Below are 23,603 nucleotides of genomic sequence, written 5' to 3'. Positions count from 1 at the left end.
GATGCGCGCGGGCGGCTAGGGGCGGGTCATGTCTGAACCTGCCTGCCAGCTATACCTGATCTCGCCGCTCGATGTGAGCGGCACATTCCCCGACCGGCTTGCCCGCGCGCTCGATGCGGGGCCGGTCGCGGCGTTCCAGTTTCGCGTGAAGGACGTGCCTGAGCACGATGCCGCGCGTCTGGCCGAGCCGTTGCAGCGCCTCTGCGCGGACCGTGAGACGGCCTTCATCGTCAACGATTCGGTGGGCCTCGCCAAGCGGCTCGGCGCAGACGGCGTGCATCTCGGGCAGGACGACGGCAGCGTGGCGGATGCCCGCGCGCGTCTCGGCAAGGCTGCACAGATCGGCGTGACCTGCCACGCCAGCCGCCATCTCGCGATGGAAGCCGGGGAGGCCGGGGCAGACTATGTCGCGTTCGGGGCGTTCTTCCCGAGTTCGACCAAAGAGACGAAGCACGTGGCCGAACTCGACCTGCTTTCGTGGTGGTCGCGCCTGTTTGAATTGCCCTGCGTGGCGATCGGCGGGATCACGGTGGCAAACTGTGCGCCCTTGGTGCAGGCGGGCGCGGATTTCCTCGCTGTCAGCCATGCCGTGTGGGGCGGGGATGAAGCGGCCGGCGTGCGCGCCTTGCATGAGGCGATTGCGCAAGCCGCGCTCTAAGCGGCGCGGCTAGGGTGTATTCGCGCTGAAATCATCGCGCACGGAGCCTGCGCGAACGCAGCGCAGCGCCTCGCGCTTGCCGTCCGGGCCGAGCCGGATCAGCGAAAGGCCGACCTTGTCGAACCGGCGGCCCGAGAACGGACCCGAGGTCATCGTGAACGTGTTGCCGAGCAGCAGGTACGTGCCGCGTTCACCGCCGACGACATAGCTGGAATCGGGCACGATGCTGAAGTCGTGGTCAGGCTGCGGGGTGGGCGGCATCGTCGCGTCACCGGGCAGTTCGCAAGTCCAGCGGCCTTGCGCTGCGGTTCCCATCGCGCCGCCCGGCGTGGCCATGGCAGGCGCGGCGGAAAGGACGGCGAGAGTGTAAATGGCGTGGCGGATCATCACAGCCCCGCGCTAGCATGTCGCAGCGGCTTGAAGCAATCGACGCTTGGCGCTAAGGGCCGCGTTTCCGCACTCCGGTGTGCAATCCCATTCCTTCCTCTCTTTGGGGCTCTTTCCATCATGAAGATCAGCGGCGTGGACATCCGTCCGGGCAATATCCTGGAATACGAAAAGGGCATCTGGAAGGTTGCCAAGACCCAGCACACCCAGCCCGGCAAGGGCGGTGCGTTCATGCAGGTCGAGATGAAGAACCTGATCGATGGCCGCAAGACCAACGTGCGCTTCCGCAGCGCCGACACGGTCGAGCGCGTGCGCCTCGATACCAAGGACTTCCAGTTCCTCTACAAGGAAGGCGACGACCTGATCTTCATGGACGTGGAAACCTACGACCAGATCACGCTTCCGGCCGACCTTCTCGGCGATGCGGCGGCTTTCCTTGCGGATGGCATGACCGTGCTGCTCGAAATGTGGGAAGAACGCCCGATTTCGGTGCAGCTGCCCGAGCAGGTCGAAGCAACCATCGTCGAGGCCGATGCCGTGGTGAAGGGGCAGACTGCCTCGTCCAGCTTCAAGCCCGCGATCCTCGACAACGGCGTGCGCGTGATGGTGCCGCCGTTCATCGCCAGCGGCACGCGCATCGTGGTGGACGTTTACGAGCGTACCTACGTCGGCAAGGTGGGCTGATCGGTCATGTCTGCACTTTCCGGCTTGATGCGGGTGATGGAGAAGGCGGCCCGCAAGGCCGGCCAGCGGCTGCGCCGTGATTTCGGCGAGGTCGAGCATCTCCAGGTGAGCCGCAAGGGGCCGGCGGACTTCGTTTCGAAGGCCGACCAGCACGCCGAGCGCACGCTGTGGGACGAACTGCGCGCGGCCCGTCCGGGCTGGGGCTTCGTGATGGAAGAAGGCGGAACCATCGAGGGGGAGCCGGGCAAGCCGCGCTTCATCATCGATCCGCTCGATGGCACCAGCAACTTCCTCCACGGCATTCCGCACTTCGCGATTTCCATCGCGGTGCAGGAGCCGACGCTCGACGGCAAGGGTTGGGGCGAAGTGACTGCGGGGATCGTCTATCAGCCGATCACCGACGAAAGCTTCTGGGCCGAAAAGACTCGCGGCGCGTGGCTGCAGGACCGCCGCCTGCGCGTTTCAGCGCGCCGCCATCTGGACGAAGCGCTGATCGCCACGGGCATCCCGTTTTCGGGCCGGGGCGACATGGGCGAATGGACGCGAATCTACCACGAACTCGGCCCGCGCGTGGCGGGCATCCGCCGCTTCGGTGCCGCCTCGCTCGATCTCGCATGGGTGGCTGCGGGCCGCTATGACGGGTTCTGGGAAAGCTCGCTCCAGCCATGGGATACCGCCGCCGGGTGCCTGCTGGTGCGCGAGGCGGGCGGGTTCGTCTCAGACTATCGCGGCCGTTCGCACCCGATTTGCGCCGAAACCGTGCTGGCCGGCAACGATGCGCTGCATTCCAAGCTGCACAAGCTGGTTGTCGGCGCGATCAAGACGGCTTGAAGCCAGATAACGGGGCGGCTAAGTCCGCCTCACGTGCCCCTGTGGTGGAATGGTAGACGCGACCGACTCAAAATCGGTTATCGAGAGATGTGCCAGTTCGAGTCTGGCCAGGGGCACCAACTTCACATCAAATTAGCGCGAAGCGGGCTTGTGTTCCCCCTATGTTCGCGTTAGGCCGTTTCCATGGCCAAACCCAAACGCCGATATGTCTGCCAGGCCTGCGGCGGAGTTTCGTCTCGCTGGCAGGGGCAGTGCCCTGATTGCAACGAATGGAGCACCTTGCAGGAGGATGCGCCGGAGACGGTGTTTTCCTCCAAGCATGATCTTTCGAGTGGCGGGCGGGCGGTGGCGTTCGTCGCGCTCGATCAGCCGGTAAAGCTGCCCGAGCGGCGCAAGACCGGGCTGGCGGAGTTTGACCGGGCGCTGGGCGGGGGCCTTGTGCCGGGTTCGGCGATCCTGATGGGCGGCGATCCGGGCATCGGCAAATCGACACTGCTGCTCCAGGCGGCGGCGCAAGTGGCCACTGCGGGCGGCTCGGCGGTCTATATCAGCGGTGAGGAAGCGGCAGATCAGGTGCGGCTGCGCGCGGACCGGCTTGGCCTCGGCAAGGCGCCGATCATGCTCGCGTCGGCAACGTCGGTGCGCGATATCCTGACCACGCTGAACACGATGGCCCCGCCTGCGCTGGTGGTGATCGATTCGATCCAGACGATGTATTCCGATCAGATCGAAGGCGCACCCGGCACGGTGAGCCAGGTGCGCGGCTGCGCGTTCGAACTGATCCGCTATGCCAAGGTGAGCGGCGCGGCGCTGGTTCTGGTGGGGCACGTGACCAAGGACGGCACGATCGCGGGGCCGCGCGTGCTGGAGCACATGGTCGACGTGGTGATGAGCTTCGAAGGCGAGCGCAGCCACCAGTACCGCATCCTGCGCGCGCTCAAGAACCGGTTCGGCGCGGTGGACGAGATCGGCGTGTTCGCGATGGCGGGGGCGGGGCTGGAAGAAGTCGGCAATCCCTCGCTGCTGTTCCTTTCGGGGCGGGAGAACCCGGTGCCGGGCAGCGCGGTGTTTCCGGCGCTGGAAGGCACCCGGCCCGTGCTGGTCGAGATTCAGGCGCTGACGGTGCGGCTGCAGAGCGGGGCGACGCCGCGCCGCGCGGTGGTGGGCTGGGATAGCGGACGATTGGCGATGCTGCTGGCAGTGCTCGAAGCGCGCTGCGGGCTCAACTTCTCGACCGCCGAAGTCTATCTCAACGTCGCCGGCGGTTACCGGTTGACCGATCCGGCGGCGGACCTTGCGGTGGCGGCGGCGCTCATTTCGGCGCTTTCGGACCGGCCGCTGTCCGGCGGTTCGGCGTGGTTCGGGGAGATTTCGCTCAGCGGCGAAGTGCGGCCCGTGGCGCATTCCTCGCTCCGCTTGCGGGAAGCGGCAAAGCTGGGGTTCGACAAGGCGCACGGGCCATCAGGCACGCAGGAAAAAGTGCCGGGCATTCACTACGCCCCGATAACACTTCTGCCGAACCTGGTTGACCGGGTGATGGGCGGCTCGTAGATTTCAGGGCCTATGACCGGCTTCGATTATGTTGTTTTCCTGATCGTTGCGGTCTGCGCGATCAGCGGGTTCTTTCGCGGCTTTGTCGAGGAAGTGCTCTCGCTCCTCGCCTGGTGCGTTGGCCTTCTGGCTGTGCGCTATGGCCATGAACCGCTGACAGTGCTGCTGACGCCGCACCTTGAAAGTGAGACGGGGGCGGGAGTGCTCGCGTTCGGCATCCTGACCATCGCGCCCTATTTCGCGGCGAAAATGCTGGCGGCATGGGTCGGCAGTGCCAGCCGCAGTTCGGTGCTCGGCCCGATCGACCGGTTGCTGGGCTTCGGCTTCGGCGCGATCAAGGGCTTTGTCATCATGGTCCTGGGCTTTTCGCTGCTGGTGTTCGGCTATGACATCGTGTGGGGCGAAGGCGGGCGGCCGACATGGATTTCGGCGGCGCGGACGTATCCGTTCCTCAATGCGGCAAGCGAGGAACTGATGACGATGATCGACGAGCGCCGCGAGAATGCGGCCAAGGCGGCGAAGAAGGCGGACGCCGACAAGGACAGCGAACTGGAAAAAGCCGCGAAGAATGCGGCGAAAAAGGCCGCGCGGCGCGAATTGCAGCGGCGGATCAGCACCGCGGCGGAGGGCGAATGACGGCCCAGCCCGCCCGCCCGGCGCGCACGCTCTATACGCCGGAAATCCTTGGCGCGGCGACGATGCTGGCCGATTTTGCGTGGGACGATGGCCTCCCTCTGCGGGGCGAGGCGCGCTCGCGGCGCTGCGGGAGCACGCTGGCGCTGGGGCTGAAGGTGGATGCGGCGGGGCGGATCACTGCGCTCGGCCTGCGCGCCCATGCCTGCGCCATCGGGCAGGCGGCGGCTTATGCCTTTGCCAGCGCAGCGAAGGGCCGCGACCGGGCCGGGATTGCCACGGCGCGCGCGACGCTGGCAGACTGGCTGGCGGGCGCGGGTGCGATGCCCGATTGGCCGGGGATCGCGCTGGTCGAACCGGCGCTTGGCTATTCGGCGCGGCACGATGCGATCATGCTGGCGTGGGATGCGGCGCTCGCCGCGCTGGCTTGAGCTCCAATTGTTTGGCGCGGCGCACTTTCCCCGGGCGGCGGGCTTCGCTAGAGCCCCGGGAATCAACGCACGAATGCGGGCGGCCTATGCAGCTGCTCCGATGGGGATGGGAAACGCACTGGCATGCATGAGGTGAATGGCGCGAGCGAACCGACTGCGGCGGAAATCCGCCTCGTGGTCGCGGCATCGTCGGTCGGGACCGTGTTCGAGTGGTACGACTTTTTCATCTATGGCACGCTTGGCGCGATCCTTTCGAAGGCGTTCTTCCCCACCGGCAATGCCACGCTGGAAATGCTGCTGTTCTGGCTCGTCTTCGCGGTGGGCTTCGGCTTCCGCCCGCTTGGCGCGGTGCTGTTTGGCTATCTGGGTGACCGGCTTGGCCGCAAATATACGTTCCTTGTCACCGTTACGCTGATGGGCATTGCCACGGCGGGTGTCGGCCTGATCCCGCCCGCCTCGCAGATCGGCTATGCGGCGCCTGCGCTGGTGATCTTCCTGCGCATTCTGCAAGGTCTGGCGCTGGGCGGCGAATATGGCGGCGCGGCGGTCTATGTGGCCGAACACGCCGCGCCCGAGCGGCGCGGGTTCTTCACTAGCTTCATCCAGTCGAGCGTGGTGGGCGGCTTCGTGCTCAGTCTTGTCGTCGTGCTGGTGTGCAAGGGCGCGATGAGCAAGGACGTGTGGGAAGCCTGGGGCTGGCGCGTACCATTCCTGCTCAGCCTTGCGCTGCTGGCGGTATCGCTGTGGATGCGCCTCAAGCTTTCGGAAAGCCCGGTGTTCCAGGCGATGAAGGAAAGCGGCGAGATTGCGGGCAATCCGTTCATCGAAAGCCTGACCTATCCCGGCAATCCCAAGCGCCTGTTCGTGGCGCTGTTTGCCGTGGCGGCGGGGCTTACGGTGATCTTCTACACCGCGATGTTTACCGGCCTCTCGTTTCTCAAAGGCCCGATGCGGGTGGACGATACCTATGCCGAGCTGATCGTGGGGCTGGCCTGCGTGATCGGCATGCCCTTCAGCGTGGTGTTTGGCCATATCTCGGACAAAGTCGGGCGCAAGCTGCCGATCGTGCTGGGCTATCTCGCCATGCTGGTCTTGGTGTTCCCCATGTTCTGGATGATCGGTGCGGCGGCCAATCCCGGCCTTGCGGACATGGCGCGGCGCCAGCCAGTGGCCGTCAGCGGGCCGGACTGCGGTTACAACCCGTTCGCCGCCGAGCAGGCGACCCAATGCAGTAAGCTGCTGGCGGACCTGTCTGCCTCGGGCGTGCGCTACACGCTGAGCGAAGGCCCGCAACTGGCGATGAGCATCGGCACGGATGCGGCTTCGCTGGAGGCTTATCCCTGGGCGGAAAAGGGCCCGGCGCGGGGCAAGGCCTTGCAGGCGATGCTGGGCGAGGCAGGCTATAATTTTGCCAAAGTGGTGCCCGATTTCGGCCGCAGCGCGGTGATCGTGCTGGGCTTGGTCGTGCTCATGGCGCTGACGGGCGCGACCTATGGCCCAGCGGCTTCGGTGCTGGCGGAGATGTTTCCGGCGCGCATCCGCTATTCCTCGATGTCGATCCCTTATCACATCGGCACGGGCTATCTCGGCGGGTTTCTGCCGCTGATTTCGGCGCTGATCGTGGCCAAGACCGGCGATCCCTATGCCGGGCTGTGGTATACGTGGGTGGTCGTGCTGGTGGCGTTTGTGGTTGGCATCTGGGGGCTGAAGGGCGGGCCGCCGCGCGATTTCAGCCACGATGATGCCTGAAACTAAGCCGCCCCTGCCGCTGACTGCGCCGCTGCCACCCGCTGCATTGCGGCTGCGGCTTGATCGGGGGGCACTCGCGGGGAACTGGCAGGCGCTCGATGCGCTTTCAGGCTCGGCGCGGGCAGGCGCCGCGATCAAGGCGGATTGCTACGGGCTGGGCGCGGCGCAGGCCGTGCCGGTGCTGGCGGATGCCGGGTGCCGTGACTGGTTCGTGGCGCACTGGCAGGAAGCGGCAGTCGCGGCGCGGTTCGTGCCGCCAGCGCAGATCTGCGTGCTGCATGGGCCAATGAACGAGGCCGAGGCCGCTTATGCGCGCGCGATTGGCGTGCGGCCGGTGCTCAATTCGCTGGATCAGGTGCGGCGCTGGCTGAAGGCAGGCGGCGGCATCTGCGACCTGATGGTCGATACCGGCATGAACCGGCTTGGCCTGCCCGTGGCGGATACGGGCGATCCGGCGGTTGCGGCGCTCGATATCGAAACCTGCCTCAGCCATCTGGCGAGCGCGGACGAGGACAGCGCGCAGAACGCCGGCCAACTGGCGCGCTTTCGCGACGTGACGGCGGCAGTGCGGGCGCGGCGCTATAGCCTGGCAAACAGCGCAGGCATTGCGCTGGGCGGCGACTATCACTTCGACCTGACGCGTCCGGGGCTGGCGCTTTATGGCGGGGTGCCGCGCGGCGAACTGGCGGGGCGCATCCAGCAAGTGGCTTATCCCGAGGCGTCGCTCATTCAGGTGCGCACCCTGCAGGCAGGCGATTCGGTGGGGTACAACGCGACCTTCACCGCGCCCGGCCCGATGCGCGTCGGCGTGATTGCGGTGGGTTATGCCGATGGGTATCTGCGCTGCTGGTCGGGCCGTGGGCACGTGTTTTGGGGAGGCAAGCGTCTGCCAGTGGTCGGGCGCGTTTCGATGGATATGACTATCGTCGACCTTTCCGATGCACCGGATTGCGGGGAAGGGGACTGGCTGGCGCTCAACTATGCGCTGCCCGAAGCGGCGGCGGCGAGCGGGCTCTCGCAGTATGAGCTGCTGACGCTGATGGGCCGGAGATTTGCCCGCGAGCAATGAATTGCCATAATCGCAGCAAGCTTTGTTGCGCTGCACACGCTGCATCTGCTAATGCGTCTGCATAAACCCGTAGGGGCGCAGAAAAAAATGGCAAACGCAGCGAAGGACGGCGACACCGTCATTATCAAGAAGTACGCCAATCGGCGGCTCTACAACACCCGCACATCGAGCTATATCACGCTCGACCATCTCGCGCAGATGGTTAAGGAAAATATCGAATTCAAGGTTCTGGATGCCAAGACCGGCGCGGACCTGACGCATACGATCCTCACCCAGATCATCATGGAAGAAGAAGCCAGCGGCGAGCAGATGCTGCCGACGAGCTTCTTGCGTCAGCTGATCTCGATGTACGGCAATTCGATGCAGGCGCTTCTGCCGGGCTACCTCGAAGCTTCGATGGAGCATTTCCGAGAGAACCAGGTGAAGCTGCGCAAGGCCATCGAGGAAAGCATCGGTGCCAATCCGCTGGCGCAACTCGCGCAGCGCAACATGGAACTGTTCAAGGCCGCGACCGCCGCATTCGTGCCCGGCGCGGTACAGGCCGAGGCCGAGAAAGCCGCAGCGGCCCCGGCTGAAGACGAACTTGCAGCACTGCGCAAGCAGATGGCCGACATGCAGAAGAAGCTGGACCAGATCGCCGGTTGATTGCGTCGGGGGAGGCGGGCAGTCCAAAGCGGGATTGCCCGAATCCCCGAAGCGCCCTAACCGGCGCGCATGAGCCAGAACGCATCGATCAAGCACGCCCTGCCCGTCCTGCGGCAGGATGATTTCGCCCAGTGGTATCAGGCGGTCATCGCCGAAGCCGAACTCGCCGAGGAATCGGGCGTGCGCGGCTGCATGGTTATCAAGCCCTGGGGCTACGGCATCTGGGAACGCATCCAGAAGTTGATGGACGAACGCATCAAGGAAGCGGGCGTCGAGAACTGCTATTTCCCGCTATTCATTCCGCTTTCGTACTTCGCACGGGAAGCCGAGCACGTTGAGGGCTTTGCCAAGGAAATGGCGGTCGTCACGCATCACCGGCTGATCAGCGATGGCAAGGGCGGGCTGGTGCCCGATCCCGAAGCGAAGCTGGAAGAGCCGCTGATCGTGCGGCCGACCTCCGAGACGGTGATTGGCGCGGCGATGGCGCGCTGGATCCAGTCGTGGCGCGATCTGCCGATGCTCACCAACCAGTGGGCCAACGTGGTGCGCTGGGAAATGCGCACGCGCATGTTCCTGCGCACCAGCGAGTTCCTTTGGCAGGAAGGGCACACCGCGCACGCCGACGAGGCCGATGCGATGGTTGAAACGCTGCGCGCGCTCGAAATGTACCGCAGCTTTGCCGAAGACGTGCTGGCGATGCCGGTGGTCGCCGGGCCGAAGCCGGAGAACGAGCGTTTCCCCGGCGCGGTCGAGACGTTCTCGATCGAGGCGATGATGCAGGACGGCAAGGCGTTGCAGGCGGGCACCAGCCACTATCTGGGCACCACGTTCTCGGCTGCGGCGGGCATCCGCTATCAGGACAAGGAAGGCCAGCAGACGCTGTGCCACACGACGAGTTGGGGCGTTTCCACCCGCATGATCGGCGGCGTGATCATGACGCATGGCGATGATGACGGGCTGCGCACGCCCCCGCGCATTGCGCCGCAGCAGATCGTGATCCTGCCGATGCTGCGCGACAATGATGGCGATGCCGCGCTGCTGGAATACTGCGCGGCCCTGCGCGCCAAGCTGGCGGCGCTGACCGTGTTCGATGAAAAGGTGCGCGTGCTGCTCGACAAGCGGCCCGGCAAGGCGACCGCCAAGCGCTGGGGCTGGGTGAAGAAGGGCGTGCCGCTGATTCTGGAGATCGGAGGGCGCGATGCCGAGGGCGGGCAGGTTTCGGTGCTCCGCCGCGACCGGCTGTGGCGCGAAGACGGCAAGGCCAACTTCACCGGCATGGCGCAGGATGATTTCGTTGCGAGTGCTGCTTCGGAACTGGAAGCGATCCAGAACGCGCTGTTCGAAGAAGCCCGCGCGCGGCGCGATGCGCAGATCGAGCGCGGGATCAGCGATCTGGCGGGGCTGACGGCGTTCTTCTCGGAAGACAAGGACTTTCCGGGCTGGGTGGAGCTGTGCTGGTCGCGGCCCACCGGCGCGGCGCTCGACAAGGTGGTGGAGCAGTTGAAGGCGCTCAAGCTGACAATTCGCAACACGCCGATGGATGCGGCGCCGGCGGAAGGCTTGTGTCCGTTCACCGGCGAGGCGGCGGTGGAGCGCATTCTGGTGGCGCGGGCCTATTGACCTTTGGGGCAGGGGAACTGTGCTTTCCCCCTGCTCGACAGGAACGAAGGTTCGGCTAAGGTTCGGGGCATGAAAAAGCTTCTTTCCCTTGCCCTGCTCGCCCTTCCCGCCACTGCCTTTGCCTCACCCGAAGAGGCTGTTTCCCAGCAACGCCTTGAAGCCGACATCGCGCGGCTCGTGGCGTTCGGGACGCGGCACACGCTCTCGTCGCAAGACGATCCCAAGCGCGGGATCGGCGCGGCGCGGCGCTGGGCCGAGGCCGAGTTTCACAAGACCAGCGCGGCATGCGGTGCATGCCTCGAAATCGTGCTGCCGGAAACCGTGGTGAAGGACGACAACCGCGTGCCGGTGGCGACGCGGCTTGTCGATGTGGTGGCGATCCAGCGCGGGACCGCCCGGCCCAATGAGGTCGTGATCGTGCAGGGCCATATCGACGGCCGCAATTCCGATGCGATGGATGCCAAGGGCGATGCGCCGGGGGCGAACGACGATGGTTCGGGCACTGCGCTGGTGCTCGAAGCGGCGCGGGTGCTCTCTAGCCAAAAGTTTGCCGGAACGATCGTCTATGCCGTGCTCTCGGGCGAGGAGCAGGGGCTTTATGGCGGCAAGCTGCTGGCGGATTATGCCAAGTCGCAAGGCTGGTCGGTGAAGGCCGTGCTCAACAACGATATTGTCGGCAATTCGCGCGGCTCGGACGGGTTGACCGACGATACGCATGTGCGCGTGTTTTCCGAAGGGCCGCGCGATGATGCCAGCGAGCGGGCGCGCGCTGCCTTGCGTTCGATTGGCGGAGAGAACGACAGCCCTTCGCGCAATCTCTCGCGCTGGCTTGCGGGGCTGGGTGATGGCAGCCTTGCCGTGCGGCAAGTGTGGCGGGCTGACCGCATGGCGCGCGGCGGGGATCATCTGCCGTTTCAGGCGCTGGGCTATCCGGCGGTGCGCTTTACCGTGGCGGTCGAGAACTACGAGCGGCAGCACCAGAACATGCGGACCGAGGCCGGACGGACGTTTGGCGATACGGTGGAGGCGATGGACTTCCCCTATCTCGCCAAGGTGACGAAGCTGAATGTGCGGGCACTGGCCGCGCTGGCGGCGGCGCCGATGCCGCCTGTGGCCAAGGTCACGGCGGCGGTGCAGACCTTCACCGATGTCGATTGGGCGGCGGTGCCGGGCGCTGCGCGCTACCGCGTGTGGCAGCGGCGCACCGATACGGCGGGCTGGGAGGCAAAGCCGGTGGCCGAAACCGATGCCGTCCATCTGCGGCTTGATGGCGTGCGCGGTGACGACTGGTTCTTCGGCGTGAGTTCGGTGGCGGCGGACGGTTCGGAAAGCCCGATTGCCTCGGCGCTGCCGGGCGGGGCCTATCTGCCGGAGGCCAAGCCCTGAACTTGCTATTGGGCGCGCCAGCCTTCACAGGTCGGTGATGGCAATCCGCAAGCAAACGCCGAACGGGCCCGACGGCCTCCCCACGCGCGATCAGATTCTCGCGTTCATCTCTGCGAGCGAGGAACCCGCAGGCAAGCGGGAGATCTCCAAGGCATTTGGCCTGCAGGGCACCGAGAAGATCGCGCTCAAGGCGCTGCTCAAGGACATGGCCGAGGAAGGCCTGATCGACGGCAATCGCAGCGCGTTCCACCGGCTTGGCGGGGTGCCGCGCGTGACGGTGCTGCGCGTGCTGGAGATCGAGGACGGGCAGCCGCTGGCAATTCCTGATAGCTGGCAGCCCGATGACGGCGCGCCGCCGCCGCGCCTGCGCATCATCGAACCGCGCGGAAAAGGCAAAAGTGCGCAGGCCGCGCTCAAGGTGGGCGACAGGGTGCTGGCGCGGACCGAGGAAGCGGGCCGGGGCCTCATAGCGCATGTGATGAAGAAGCTGCCGACGCGGACCGAGCAATTGCTGGGCGTGGTCGAGTTCGACGGGCCGGGCAAACCGTGGCTCGCGCCTGTGGATAAACGTGTGCGCAACGCTGTGGCTATCGCGGATCTCGGCGGGGCGGCGGAGGGCCAGCTGGTGCTGGGCGAGCCGGTCAGCAAGAGCCCGCGCGCCGGCCTCAAGGTCACCGAAGTGCTGGGCGATCCGCTGGCGCCGCGCGCGTTCAGCCTGATCGCGATCCACAAGCACGGGATTCCCTTCGTTTTCCCGCAAGAGGCGCAGGACGAGGCAGCATTGGCCGCGCAGATGGCGCTTTCGGAAAGCGCCCGCGAGGATCTGCGCGACTTGCCCATCGTGGCCATCGACCCGATTGACGCGCGCGACCATGACGATGCGATCTGGGCCGAGCCGGACGGGGCCGGGGGCTTCCGCGCCATCGTGGCGATTGCCGACGTGAGCTTTTACGTGCGGCCCGGCGGGGCGGTCGACCGTGAGGCACGCAAGCGCGGTAATTCGGTCTATTTCCCGGACCGCGTGGTGCCGATGCTGCCGCATGTGCTGAGCGGCGAAGTCTGCTCGCTGAAGGTGGGCGCGGACCGCGCGGCGATGGCCTGCCATCTGACTATCGATGCCGAGGGCCGGATCACGGGCTGGCGGTTCACCCGCGCGCTGGTGCGCATTGCCGAAGTGATCGCCTATGAAGAAGCGCAGCGGCGGATCGACGCGCGCGAGGCGGCGCCGCATCTCCTGAACTTGTGGGCGGCCTGGCGGCTGCTGGAAAAGGCGCGAGATGCGCGTGATCCGCTGGCGCTGGAACTGCCCGAGCGGCAGGTGGTGCTCGATGCCAAGGGCAAGATCGCCGAGATCGCCTTGCGCGAGCGGCTCGATGCGCACCGCGTGGTCGAGGACTTCATGATCGCCGCCAATGTCGCGGCGGCCAAGGCGCTGGAAGCCAAGGTCGCACCGGTGGTCTACCGCATTCACGAGCCGCCGAGCCGCGAGAAGCTGGTCACGCTGAAGGACTATCTCGCCACGTTCGGGCGCAAGCTGGCGCTGGGGCAGGTTATCACGCCGGGGCTGTTCAACCGGATGCTAAAGGACGTGACCGACGAGGCCGAGAAGGCGTTGGTGATGGAAGCCGTGCTGCGCAGCCAGACGCAGGCCTATTACGGGCCGCGCAACGCCGGGCATTTCGGGCTGGCGCTGGGCAGCTATGCGCACTTCACCTCACCGATCCGGCGCTATTCGGACCTGCTGGTCCACCGCGCGCTGGTCGATGCCTATCATCTGGAGCAGCCGAGGCCGGAGGAGCGCGAAATCCCGGCGACTTCGGGGCTATCGGACCGCGACCGTAGCGATCTTGCGCGGATCAGCGATGCGATCAGCAAGACCGAGCGCCGCGCGATGGAGGCCGAGCGCGATACGATCGACCGCTATGTCGCGGCCTGGCTGGCGGGCCGGGTGGGCGAAGTGTTCGATACCCGCGTGACGGGCGTGCAGAAGTTCGGCCTGTTTGCCACGATCATTGGGCTGGGCGGCGATGGGCTGGTGCCGATTTCCACGCTGGGTTCCGAACGCTTTGCCCATGACGAGAAGCGGCAGGTGCTGGTGGGCGAGGAGACCGGTGAGGAGTTTGCGATGGGCATGATCCTCAAGCTACGCCTGGCCGAAGCCAATCCGCTGACGGGCGCGCTGAAGTTTGAGCCGGTGGACTTGCCCGAAGGCGCGGGGCGGATCGAGCCGCGCGGCGGGCGGCCCTACGATCGGGGGCCGAAGAAGGCGGGCGCATACGTGCAGGGGCCGCGCGGACGGCCGCGCAATATCCGGCATCAAGGCAGGAAGCGGTAGGGCAGACAGCCCCTCACCCAACCCTCTCCCCTGAAGGGGAGAGGGCTTTCAGCTGAACGAATCGATCCCGCGTTCGTCGATGCTGCCGGGCACGATCATCAGCACGCAGGGCAATTGGCCGAGGTGCGAGGTGAAGTGGGTGACGAGCGGGCCGGGGTTGCCTTCCGCCGCTGCGCCCAGCACCAGCGCGGAGACTTCGGGATGCTGGCCAAGGTATTCGCGCACCACTTGCGGGCCGCTGCCGGTACGCACCGCGACGGCGGGCGTCAGGCCGGATTCGCTGGCGAGGCTGCCGGCGGCTGCGCGGGCAAGATCTTCGGCGCGCTCACGCGCCTCGGCTTCGATCGTGGCTTGGATGCTGCCGAACACGACGAATTCCTGCCGGGGCACGAGCGCGAGGATGTGAACCGTGCCGCCGGTGCGCACCGCGCGGCGGGCGGCGAAGCGCAGAGCGCGGGCGCCTTCCTCGGTATCGTCCATGATGACGAGGTAGACGCGCTGTTCTTCGCGCATATCGGCACCGGGCGCATGCCCTGCTTCGTTTGCCGTGCTCATCCTGCCTGCCCCCTGCGCGCCTTTCGGAAGGACCGGCGCGCCGGGTCGCCATCCCATAAGGCTGGATCATGCGTATTGGCCTAATTCGTATGCGGGGCAAGCGCCAAGAGACTTGACCCGCCCCGCGCGGGTGGCGAAATGACGCTCGATATGCAAAAGGCCGTCGGTGTGAAGCGGATGCTTTGCAAGTCCCGGCAACCAAAACGGAAAAGAGCTGCCCATGCCGATCCAGATCAAGATGCCCGCGCTTTCCCCCACGATGGAAGAAGGCACGCTGGCCAAGTGGCTGGTCAAAGTGGGTGACAAGGTTTCTTCGGGCGACATCATGGCCGAGATCGAGACCGACAAGGCGACGATGGAATTCGAGGCGGTGGACGAAGGCACCATTGTGGCCATCGAAGTGGCCGAGGGCACCGAAGGCGTGAAAGTGGGCACCGTGATCGCGACGATTGCGGGCGAGGATGACGGGGATGAGACGGCACCTGCCGCGGCTCCGGCAGCCGCGCCTGCGCCCGCGCCGGTTGCTGCAGCTCCAACGCCTGCGCCGGTCGTGGCCGCACCCGCTCCGGCACCTGCGCCCGTTGCGGCTTCGGGCGACCGGGTTGTTGCAAGCCCGCTGGCCAAGCGCATCGCGGGCGAGAAGGGCATCGACCTTTCCAAGGTAACCGGCAGCGGCCCGCATGGGCGGATCATCAAGGCGGACCTCGATCTGGCTCCAGCGGCCGCGCCTGCTCCGGCTGTTGCTGCGCCGGTTGCGGCTCCTGCGGCAGCGGCCCCGGTTGCAGCGGTTGCGCCCGCGCCGTTCAGCACCGATATCCCGCACGAGGCGGTCAAGCTTTCGACCATGCGCAAGACCATCGCGCGCCGCCTGACCGAAGCGAAAGCGACTGTCCCGCACTACTACCTCACCGTCGATATCCGCCTCGATGCGCTGCTCAAGCTGCGCAGCGAACTCAATTCGGCGCTGGCCGGGGAGGGCGTGAAGCTCTCGGTCAACGACCTCCTGATCAAGGCGCTGGGCAAGGCGCTGATCCTCGCGCCCGATGCCAACGTGAGCTTCGCGGGCGACAACCTGATCCGCTATTCGCGCGCGGACATTGCTGTTGCGGTCTCGATCCCCGGCGGGCTGATCACTCCCATCGTGACGGGCGCTGACGTCAAGTCGATCTCCGCCATCCAGAAGGACATGGCCGATCTCGCCGCGCGGGCAAAGGCAGGCAAGCTGGCCCCGCACGAATATCAGGGCGGCACGGCCAGCCTCTCGAATCTCGGCATGTTCGGGATCAAGCAGTTCGAGGCCGTGATCAATCCGCCGCAGGGCATGATCATGGCGGTCGGCGCGGGCGACAAGCGGCCCTACGTGATCGACGATGCGCTGGGGATCGCCACCGTGATGTCCGCCACCGGCAGCTTCGATCATCGCGCGATTGACGGCGCGGAAGGCGCGCAGCTGATGCAGGCGTTCAAGACGCTGATCGAAGCGCCGCTTTCGCTGGTGGCCTGATCATATTGCCTGCCTGATCATATTGAGAGCGGCGCGCCTGCACGAGCGGGTTAAAGCAGTCGCCGACCTGAAGGAGCATATACGTGGCTGACCAATACGATCTTCTCGTCCTCGGCTCGGGCCCCGGCGGCTATGTCGCGGCGATCCGCGGGGCGCAGCTCGGCCTCAAGGTCGGCATCGTGGAACGCGAGCTGCTCGGCGGCATCTGCCTCAACTGGGGCTGCATCCCGACCAAGGCGCTGCTGCGCTCGGCCGAAGTGTTCAACCAGATGAAGCACGCGGCGGCCTATGGCCTCGCGGCGGACAATATCCGTGCCGACATCGACGCGGTGGTCAAGCGTTCGCGCGGGGTGGCCAAGCAGCTCAATCAGGGCGTCACGCACCTGATGCGCAAGAACAAGATCACCGTGCACATGGGCAATGGCGTCCTCAAGGGCGGCGGCAAGGTCGAAGTCACGGGCGAGAAGGGCACCGAAGTGCTCTCCGCCAAGCACGTGATCGTGGCGACGGGCGCGCGCGCGCGCGATCTGCCGTTTGCCAAGGCCGACGGCGACCGCATCTGGACCTATCGCCACGCGATGGTGCCGCCTGCGATGCCGACGAAGCTGCTGGTGATCGGCTCGGGCGCGATCGGCATCGAGTTCGCGAGCTTCTACAACGACATGGGTGCGGATGTTACGGTCGTCGAGATGATGGACCGCATCGTGCCGGTGGAAGACGCCGACGTCTCCGCCTTCCTCGAAAAGTCGCTGACGAAGCAGGGGATCAAGATCCTGACCGGCGCGGGCGTGGAGAGCATCACGACGAGCGCGAGCGGCGTGAAGGCGAAGATCAAGGGCAAGGACGGCGCGGCTGCCGAGCATGATTTCAGCCATGTGATCGTGGCCGTGGGCATCGTGCCCAACACCGAGAATATCGGCCTCGAAGCACTGGGCGTTGCCGCCGAGCGTGGAATCATCGCCATTGACGGCTATGGCCGCACCAATGTGCCGGGCGTGTGGGCCATCGGCGACGTGACGCCGGGACCGTGGCTGGCGCACAAGGCGAGCCATGAGGGCGTGATCGCCGCCGAAGCCATCGCGCAGGCGCTGGGCAACAGCGAAGTTCATCCGCACCCGATGGACCGGCTCAACATTCCCGGCTGCACCTACTGCCATCCGCAAGTGGCCAGCGTGGGCCTCACCGAAGCGAAGGCCAAGGAAGCCGGACACGAAGTCAAGGTCGGCACCTTCCCGTTCATTGGCAACGGCAAGGCGATTGCGCTGGGCGAGGCCGAGGGCTTCATCAAGACCGTGTTCGACGCGGCAACCGGCGAACTGCTGGGCGCGCACATGATCGGCGCGGAAGTGACCGAGCTGATCCAGGGCTATGTCGTGGGCAAGACGCTGGAGACGACCGAGGCCGAACTGATGCACACGGTGTTTGCGCACCCGACGCTTTCGGAAATGATGCACGAAAGCGTGCTCGCGGCTTACGGGCGCGCGATACATATCTGATCCCACACCCATGGCGCCGACGCATGACGTCCCCACCCATGACGTTATCGTGCTCGGCGCCGGGGCGGCGGGGCTGTTTTGCGCGGGGCTGGCGGGCCAGCGCGGCAAGCGGGTCGCTCTGCTCGATCACGCCGATGCGCCGGGCAAGAAGATCCTGATCTCGGGAGGAGGGCGGTGCAATTTCACCAACCTCCACACCGCGCCTGACCGCTATCTCTCGGAAAATACCCACTTTGCACGCTCGGCGCTGAGCCGTTACACCCCGGCGGACTTCATCGCGCTGATCGAGCGCTACGGCATTGCCTGGCATGAAAAGACGCTGGGGCAATTGTTCTGCGATGGCTCTGCCAAGCAGATCGTGGCCATGCTGGTGGAGGAATGCCGCGCGGGCGGCGTTGACCTTCGCTGCGGGGAACCGGTCGGCGCTGTCGATCATGCCGATGGGCTGTTCCGGGTGCAGTTCGGGGCACAAACGCTGTGCGCGCCTGCCCTTGTCATCGCCACGGGCGGTCCCTCGATTCCGAAGATGGGCGCGACCGGCTTTGCGTATGACCTTGCGCGCAAGTTTGGCCTCAAGGTGGTGCAGCCGCGCCCGGCGCTGGTGCCGCTGACGCTGTCCGGAGACGACGTCCTGTTTCGCGAGCTTTCGGGCGTTTCGGCCGATGTGGTGGCGCGCTGCGGCAAGGCCGCATTCCGCGAGGCGGCGCTGTTCACGCACCGGGGGCTGTCTGGCCCGGCGATCCTGCAGGTGTCTTCCTATTGGCGGCCGGGCGGCCCTGTCGAAATCGATTTCCTGCCCGACCAGACGCCGGACTGGCTGCTGGCAGCCAAGCGCGAACGGCCGCGAGCGGCGCTGGCAAAAGTTCTGGGATCGGCCTTGCCCGAACGGCTTGCCGGGCAGCTGGCCCAGCAACTGAACGAGCATATCGGGTTTGCGGGCGAACTGGGCCAGACGCAGGACAAGGCTTTGCGGGCGGCGGAGGCGCGGCTGCGGCGTTGGTGCTTCACCCCCAGCGGCAGCGAAGGTTTCGCCAAGGCTGAAGTGACGGCGGGCGGGATCAGCACGGCGGGGCTCTCCTCGCGCACGATGGGCGCAAACGCGGTGCCGGGCCTCTATGTCATTGGTGAGGCGGTCGATGTGACGGGCTGGCTCGGCGGCTACAACTTCCAATGGGCCTGGGCGAGCGCCCATGCGGCAGCCGGAGCCATCGCCGATTTTCCATGACGGCGAACGCCGCCTGACGGTTTATACCTAGTCAGATGATTCCCCGTGCGGGCTTGCGGATCACCTTTCCGCCGCCAGAGTGGGATGCTGATCCTGGGAGTGCGTGATGACCCTTTTTTCCGAATCGGCTCCTGCTCTGGGTTATGACCTCAGCGGCGATCCCTTCATCGATTCACTCTATTCTCCGCAGGACTACTTCCGCACGAAGTGGGCCACGGTGGCCGATGGCAAGACCCAGATCAGCTACAGTTTTCCGTTCCTGAACGGCCTCGCTTCGAAATTTACCAGCGATTACGGCAAGGAGCCGACAGCGACAGAGCATTTCGGCGTGACCACGGCGCAGATCCCCGGGATCAAGCTTGCATTCCAGCGCTGGGCCGACGTCGCCAATGTGAAGTTCACCCAGGTGAACGAGACGGCGGCTGGCGTCGTGGGGGACATCCGCATCGCGTTCTCGTCGGAAGTCGGCAGCGATTTCTGGGGTTACACCAAGATTTACAGCGATGGGTCCGATCCCTCGCAAGGTGATATCTGGATCGAACCTTCGGTCAAGAACGGGACGTTCAACGAGTACACTTACGATTTCAATGCAATGATGCACGAGATCGGGCATGCCCTGGGGCTCGACCATCCGTTTGAAGGCAACATCATGCCCGCCGGATACGACGATGGCCGCTATACCATCATGTCGTACACCGACCCCAAAGGCGCATACAACTTCAAGCCGGGTCAGAGCGAAGCGCAGTATATCATTGTGACACCTGGCGTTTACGACATTGCCGCGGTGCAGCGGATCTATGGCGCGAACATGTCGCACAACACTGGCAACACGGTTTACAGCTTCTCACCGGATCAGCCGGTCTACCAGACCATCTGGGATGCCGGCGGGAACGACACGATCGACGTGAGCGCTTTCACAGGCGGGTGCACGATCACGCTGGTGGCGGGCAAGTATTCACAGCTGACATATCCGAACACCACGTTGGACGCCAACATCGGCATCGCTTTCAAATGCACGATCGAGAATGCCATCGGCGGCAAGGGCAATGATACGATTGGCGGCAATGCAGCCAACAATCAACTGACAGGCAATGGTGGCGACGATTTGATCAATGGCGCGGCCGGGAACGACATGTTCTACGGCGGCATCGGCAGTGACACCGAAAACGGTGGCGCGGGCAACGACACCTTCTTTGGGGGCGGCGACCCGGGCAATGACAAATTCAACGGCGGCACCGGGATCGATGTGGTGAGCTATGCCGGCGCAAAGGCAGCCGTGACGGTGAGCCTTTCGGCAGGGACCGGCGCAAGCCGGGCGGCGAGTGATGCGGCCGGGGTGGGCCTCGATACGCTGATCAACATCGAGACGGTGATCGGAAGTGGCTTTGCCGACAGGTTGATCGGCAGCACGCGCGACGACACATTCGTGGGCGGCGCGGGTGACGACCGGATCGCTGGCGGAAGCGGGGTCGATACGGCAAGCTATGCCGACGCCGGGGCCGGGGTAGCCGTCAATCTCGGGCTGACCGGAGCGCAAAACACGCTGGCGGCGGGAACCGATACGCTGAGCGCGATCGAGAACGTGATCGGATCGCGCTTTGCCGACAAGCTTGTTGGCACCGCCGGGAACAACGTGATCGATGGCGGCGCAGGCGCGGACGTGATGACCGGCGGAGCGGGTGACGATACTTTCCTCGTCGACAATGCGAGCGATGTGGTGCGCGAGAGCGCAAGCGGCGGGACGGACCTTGTCGTCGCCACCCTAAGCTGGACGCTGGCCGGCAATATCGAGAACCTCACGCTGGCCGGGACGGGCGCGCTTGCCGGGGCGGGCAATGCTCTTGCCAACATTCTGCGCGGCAATGGCGCGGCCAATACGCTGGCAGGCAATGGCGGCAACGATTGGCTGTCCGGCGGAGGCGGTGCGGACATGCTGTCCGGCGGCGCAGGGGCAGACACGTTCGCCTTTGCCCACCGTGATTTCGGTGGGCTTACCGCAGCCACTGCCGACCGCATTCAGGATTTCAGCCATGCGGATGGCGACCGGATCGACCTGTCTGCCATCGATGCCAGATCGGGAGGCGGCACGGCCAACGACGCTTTCACGTTCATCGGTGCGCAGGCGTTCGGCAATGTGGCGGGGCAACTGCATGCGGTGGCGTCCGCCGGGATGACCTTGCTGGAAGGCGATACCAACGGCGACGGGATCGGCGATTTCCTGATCCGCCTTGATGGCGCGCCGGTGCTGGTGGTGGGCGATATCGTGCTGTAGCCAGCCGCGCCTTGTAGTTCTTCTGCAACAATCGCGGGGCAGGGCGGGGCCTGAGGGCTTTCCGCTTGCCCGCCCCTGCGGCGATTGGCGGACCGGCCTGCCCGGAATGCGAAGGAATGCAGGGTGCCCAGGACGATCAGGGGAACGACAGCGGGGGACATCCTGCGCGGCAGCACGGACCGCGATGTCATGTTCGGTGCGCGCGGCAAGGACACGCTCTACGGCTATGAGGGCAATGACCGGCTGAGCGGCGGTGAAGGCGGCGACCGGATGGTTGGCGGTGACGGCAACGACACGTATGTCGCTGAAAATACGGCCGACTGGGTGACCGAGCTGGCCGATGAGGGCACCGATCTCGTTCTGGCATCGCTACGACGCTACAAGCTGCCTGCGAATGTCGAAAACCTGACCTTCATCACCAAGCACGCGCATCTTGGCATCGGCAATGCGCTGGACAATGTCATCACCGGCAGCGACGAGCGCGACCAGCTGTTTGGTGGCAGCGGCGCGGACGTGCTGACAGGCGGGGCGGGCAAGGACTTTCTGTCCGGCGAGAATGGCAACGACACGCTGCGCGGCGAGAATGGGAACGACACGCTGAACGGCGGCGCGGGTGCCGACCTGCTCGATGGTGGCAGCGGCGCAGACAACATGTTCGGCGGCAAAGGCAACGACATCTACATCGCCGACAACCTGCTCGATTCGGCTGTCGACGTTGCCAGCAGCGGCAACGACGAAGTCCGCGCCAGTGTCGACTTCAAGTTGAGTTCCAACATCGAGAAGCTGACTTTGACGGGCGAGCAACCGATCGACGGGACCGGTAATGCGCTGGATAATGTTCTGATTGGAAACGATAAACCCAACGAACTCAAAGGTGAGCGCGGGAATGATGTGCTGGACGGCGGCAAGGGTAACGACGTTCTGAGCGGCGGAGAGGGTGCCGATAAGTTCGTGTTTGCGGCCGCGCCGAGTTCGGTGCTCAACTTCGATGTGATCACCGATTTCTCGTCAGCCGCGCACGACAGGATCGTACTGGCACTGGATGTGTTTGCCGATTTCGGCGGAGCGGGGAAGATCGGCCCCGATGCCTTCAAGGCAGGTCCGGGCGTAGTGAAGGCGGCGGCGGACGGCCAGTTCCTGATCTACGATACTACAACCGGTGCGCTGTACTATGATGCCGAAGGACCGGACGGGGGCAATCCGGTGAAGATCGCGCAGCTCGGGCTGAGCGATCACCCGGTGCTGGCGTGGAGTGACTTTGTCATCATCGGCTAGTGCTGCTTGCCTGGCTTGGCCTTCGCTTCTGGGACGAACCGGCGCGGGGCTGGTTGTCTCGCCAATTGCCCGGATCACGCAAGGCGCCTTGCAGCTGACACGCTGTGTGGATCAGCAGGGAAAGGCGATCACCTGCAGTGCCCGACCGAGGCGCGCTCGACAAGTTCGAACGCTAGTTGGCGGTGGACCGGCACGAGGGTCTCGCCGGCAAGCCGGGCGGTGGTTGCTTCGATCAGCAGATGAACTGCTTGCCGGGCCATTTCGGCAACTGGCTGCCGGATCGTGGTCAGTTCGGGCCAGATGCTGGTGGCCATGGCGGTATCATCATAACCCGCCACCGAAAGATCACCCGGCACGGACAGGCCAAGCCGGTGCGCGGCGGCGATGGCACCTGCGGCCATGTCATCGTTGCTGGCCAGGATCGCGCTGGGGCGGGGGCTTAGCGCAAGCAACTGTTTGGCAGCGGCCATGCCGGAACGATAGGTGAAATCGCCATGGGCGATCAGCGCGGGATCGGCCGGAAGCCCCGCAGCTTGCAGCGCGCGGTGATACCCGGCCAGGCGCTGCCCGGTCACCGTTTGGTTGGGCGCGCCAGAGATGAAGCCGATGGTGCGATGGCCCAGCGCAATCACATGGCGCGTCATGGCTTCGGCGGCGAGGGTATCGGCGATCGCGACAGACAAGCAGTGCGGCTCCGGAGCGCCCGTTGCCACTTGCGCCACCGGCCAGTCGCTGGCCAGCAGCGCTTTGACCAGTGCGTCTTCGTCGCAGAGCGGCGGCGGCAGGACCACGGCGTCGATCCGGTGCGCCCGCAGCCGCTCGATCAGCCCGGCCAAGGTTTCGCCATGCTCGTGCTTCTCGACCACCAGCTGCGCGCCGCCCGCCGCAGCGGCATCGAGGCAGCCCATGAGGAATTCGCTGAGATAGGCCGCACTCGGATTGGAATAGAGCAGCGCGAGGCGGCAATGCTGCCCTCCTGCAAGATTGCGCGCCGCCTGATTGGGCACATAGCCCAGCGCCTGCACGGCAGCATCGACCCGTTCGGCAATCTCGTTCGAAACGAACGCGGTGCGGTTGAGCACGCGCGATACGGTCATCGGCGAAACCCCGGCCTGCCGGGCGACATCGGCAATGGTCGGCCGCCCGCGCTTGCGGCGCTGCGCACGCGCTGTAGGAGGGAGGGGATCGGACGAACTGGCCATATGAACCCACCTATTGACCTGCCCACGGCAGCGCAAGCGTCGCTCAGAGGCAGGCGGGCGATCCGAAGAGCGCTTGTAATCGTGTTTATGTTAGC

The 23,603-nt window shown here is 65.5% G+C and carries 20 protein-coding genes and 1 tRNA gene; 18 read left to right on the top strand and 3 right to left on the bottom strand.

The features are described 5' to 3' along the window. The first annotated feature begins 28 nt into the window (after positions 1-28). Entirely contained in the window at positions 29-658 is a 630-nt protein-coding gene (thiE, locus tag CFE35_RS10040) for a thiamine phosphate synthase (RefSeq protein ID WP_292930463.1), read from the top strand. Between the two features lie 9 nt (positions 659-667). Here thiE and CFE35_RS10035 read toward each other — a convergent pair whose 3' ends face one another. Beyond that, positions 668-1,045: a hypothetical protein gene (locus CFE35_RS10035; protein ID WP_292930462.1), complete on the bottom strand. Its 378-nt coding sequence runs from the start codon at positions 1,043-1,045 to the stop codon at positions 668-670. Between the two features lie 120 nt (positions 1,046-1,165). Between CFE35_RS10035 and efp the strand changes: the two genes are divergently transcribed. The 12 genes from efp (at position 1,166) to CFE35_RS09975 (ending at position 13,979) form a co-directional block, all read left to right on the top strand. Beyond that, on the top strand, positions 1,166-1,729 hold the full coding sequence (gene efp, locus CFE35_RS10030; RefSeq protein ID WP_292930461.1) for an elongation factor P: 564 nt from the start codon (positions 1,166-1,168) through the stop codon (positions 1,727-1,729). Positions 1,730-1,735: 6 nt separating this feature from the next. Beyond that, positions 1,736-2,560 (top strand): inositol monophosphatase family protein, encoded by an 825-nt coding sequence (locus tag CFE35_RS10025; protein WP_292930460.1) that lies wholly within the window; start codon positions 1,736-1,738, stop codon positions 2,558-2,560. Between the two features lie 35 nt (positions 2,561-2,595). Then, positions 2,596-2,679 (top strand) — tRNA-Leu (locus tag CFE35_RS10020). Positions 2,680-2,743: 64 nt separating this feature from the next. Next, a complete protein-coding gene (radA, locus tag CFE35_RS10015; protein WP_292930459.1) occupies positions 2,744-4,111 on the top strand; it encodes a DNA repair protein RadA in 1,368 nt (455 codons plus the stop codon). Positions 4,112-4,123: 12 nt separating this feature from the next. After that, the gene (locus tag CFE35_RS10010; protein ID WP_292930458.1) at positions 4,124-4,747 is read left to right on the top strand and encodes a CvpA family protein; all 624 of its coding nucleotides are present in this window, start codon (positions 4,124-4,126) and stop codon (positions 4,745-4,747) included. After that, complete coding sequence (locus tag CFE35_RS10005) at positions 4,744-5,175, top strand: iron-sulfur cluster assembly scaffold protein (protein ID WP_292930457.1); 432 nt, start codon at positions 4,744-4,746, stop codon at positions 5,173-5,175. Before CFE35_RS10010 ends, CFE35_RS10005 begins: the two co-directional genes overlap by 4 nt. Before the next feature lie 123 nt (positions 5,176-5,298). After that, entirely contained in the window at positions 5,299-6,924 is a 1,626-nt protein-coding gene (locus CFE35_RS10000) for an MFS transporter (RefSeq protein WP_292930456.1), read from the top strand. Then, positions 6,917-7,993, top strand: a complete 1,077-nt coding sequence (gene alr, locus CFE35_RS09995; RefSeq protein ID WP_292930455.1) for an alanine racemase — start codon at positions 6,917-6,919, stop codon at positions 7,991-7,993. Before CFE35_RS10000 ends, alr begins: the two co-directional genes overlap by 8 nt. Before the next feature lie 87 nt (positions 7,994-8,080). After that, positions 8,081-8,638, top strand: a complete 558-nt coding sequence (gene phaR, locus CFE35_RS09990) for a polyhydroxyalkanoate synthesis repressor PhaR (RefSeq protein WP_292930454.1) — start codon at positions 8,081-8,083, stop codon at positions 8,636-8,638. A 69-nt stretch (positions 8,639-8,707) separates the two neighbouring features. Continuing rightward, entirely contained in the window at positions 8,708-10,258 is a 1,551-nt protein-coding gene (locus CFE35_RS09985) for an aminoacyl--tRNA ligase-related protein (RefSeq protein ID WP_292930453.1), read from the top strand. A 69-nt stretch (positions 10,259-10,327) separates the two neighbouring features. Beyond that, the gene (locus CFE35_RS09980; protein WP_292930452.1) at positions 10,328-11,644 is read left to right on the top strand and encodes a M20/M25/M40 family metallo-hydrolase; all 1,317 of its coding nucleotides are present in this window, start codon (positions 10,328-10,330) and stop codon (positions 11,642-11,644) included. Positions 11,645-11,681: 37 nt separating this feature from the next. Continuing rightward, the gene (locus CFE35_RS09975) at positions 11,682-13,979 is read left to right on the top strand and encodes a VacB/RNase II family 3'-5' exoribonuclease (protein WP_292930451.1); all 2,298 of its coding nucleotides are present in this window, start codon (positions 11,682-11,684) and stop codon (positions 13,977-13,979) included. A gap of 48 nt (positions 13,980-14,027) precedes the next feature. Here the strand turns inward: CFE35_RS09975 and CFE35_RS09970 are convergent, their stop codons facing one another. Then, positions 14,028-14,534, bottom strand: a complete 507-nt coding sequence (locus tag CFE35_RS09970; RefSeq protein WP_292930450.1) for a universal stress protein — start codon at positions 14,532-14,534, stop codon at positions 14,028-14,030. 220 nt (positions 14,535-14,754) lie between these two features. Between CFE35_RS09970 and CFE35_RS09965 the strand changes: the two genes are divergently transcribed. The 5 genes from CFE35_RS09965 (at position 14,755) to CFE35_RS09945 (ending at position 22,306) form a co-directional block, all read left to right on the top strand. Next, a complete protein-coding gene (locus CFE35_RS09965) occupies positions 14,755-16,038 on the top strand; it encodes a pyruvate dehydrogenase complex dihydrolipoamide acetyltransferase (protein ID WP_292930449.1) in 1,284 nt (427 codons plus the stop codon). An 83-nt stretch (positions 16,039-16,121) separates the two neighbouring features. Then, entirely contained in the window at positions 16,122-17,534 is a 1,413-nt protein-coding gene (gene lpdA / locus CFE35_RS09960; RefSeq protein ID WP_292930448.1) for a dihydrolipoyl dehydrogenase, read from the top strand. 10 nt (positions 17,535-17,544) lie between these two features. Continuing rightward, the gene (locus CFE35_RS09955; RefSeq protein WP_292930447.1) at positions 17,545-18,759 is read left to right on the top strand and encodes an NAD(P)/FAD-dependent oxidoreductase; all 1,215 of its coding nucleotides are present in this window, start codon (positions 17,545-17,547) and stop codon (positions 18,757-18,759) included. 106 nt (positions 18,760-18,865) lie between these two features. Continuing rightward, positions 18,866-21,031, top strand: coding sequence for a M10 family metallopeptidase C-terminal domain-containing protein (locus tag CFE35_RS09950; protein ID WP_292930446.1), 2,166 nt, complete (start codon positions 18,866-18,868; stop codon positions 21,029-21,031). 123 nt (positions 21,032-21,154) lie between these two features. After that, positions 21,155-22,306, top strand: a complete 1,152-nt coding sequence (locus CFE35_RS09945; protein ID WP_292930445.1) for a calcium-binding protein — start codon at positions 21,155-21,157, stop codon at positions 22,304-22,306. Positions 22,307-22,434: 128 nt separating this feature from the next. Here the strand turns inward: CFE35_RS09945 and CFE35_RS09940 are convergent, their stop codons facing one another. Next, positions 22,435-23,508 (bottom strand): LacI family DNA-binding transcriptional regulator, encoded by a 1,074-nt coding sequence (locus CFE35_RS09940; RefSeq protein WP_292930444.1) that lies wholly within the window; start codon positions 23,506-23,508, stop codon positions 22,435-22,437. Positions 23,509-23,603: the final 95 nt, after the last annotated feature.

This window comes from Novosphingobium sp. PASSN1 (genome assembly GCF_002278815.1).
This window is presented reverse-complemented; position numbering and strand designations above follow the sequence as displayed.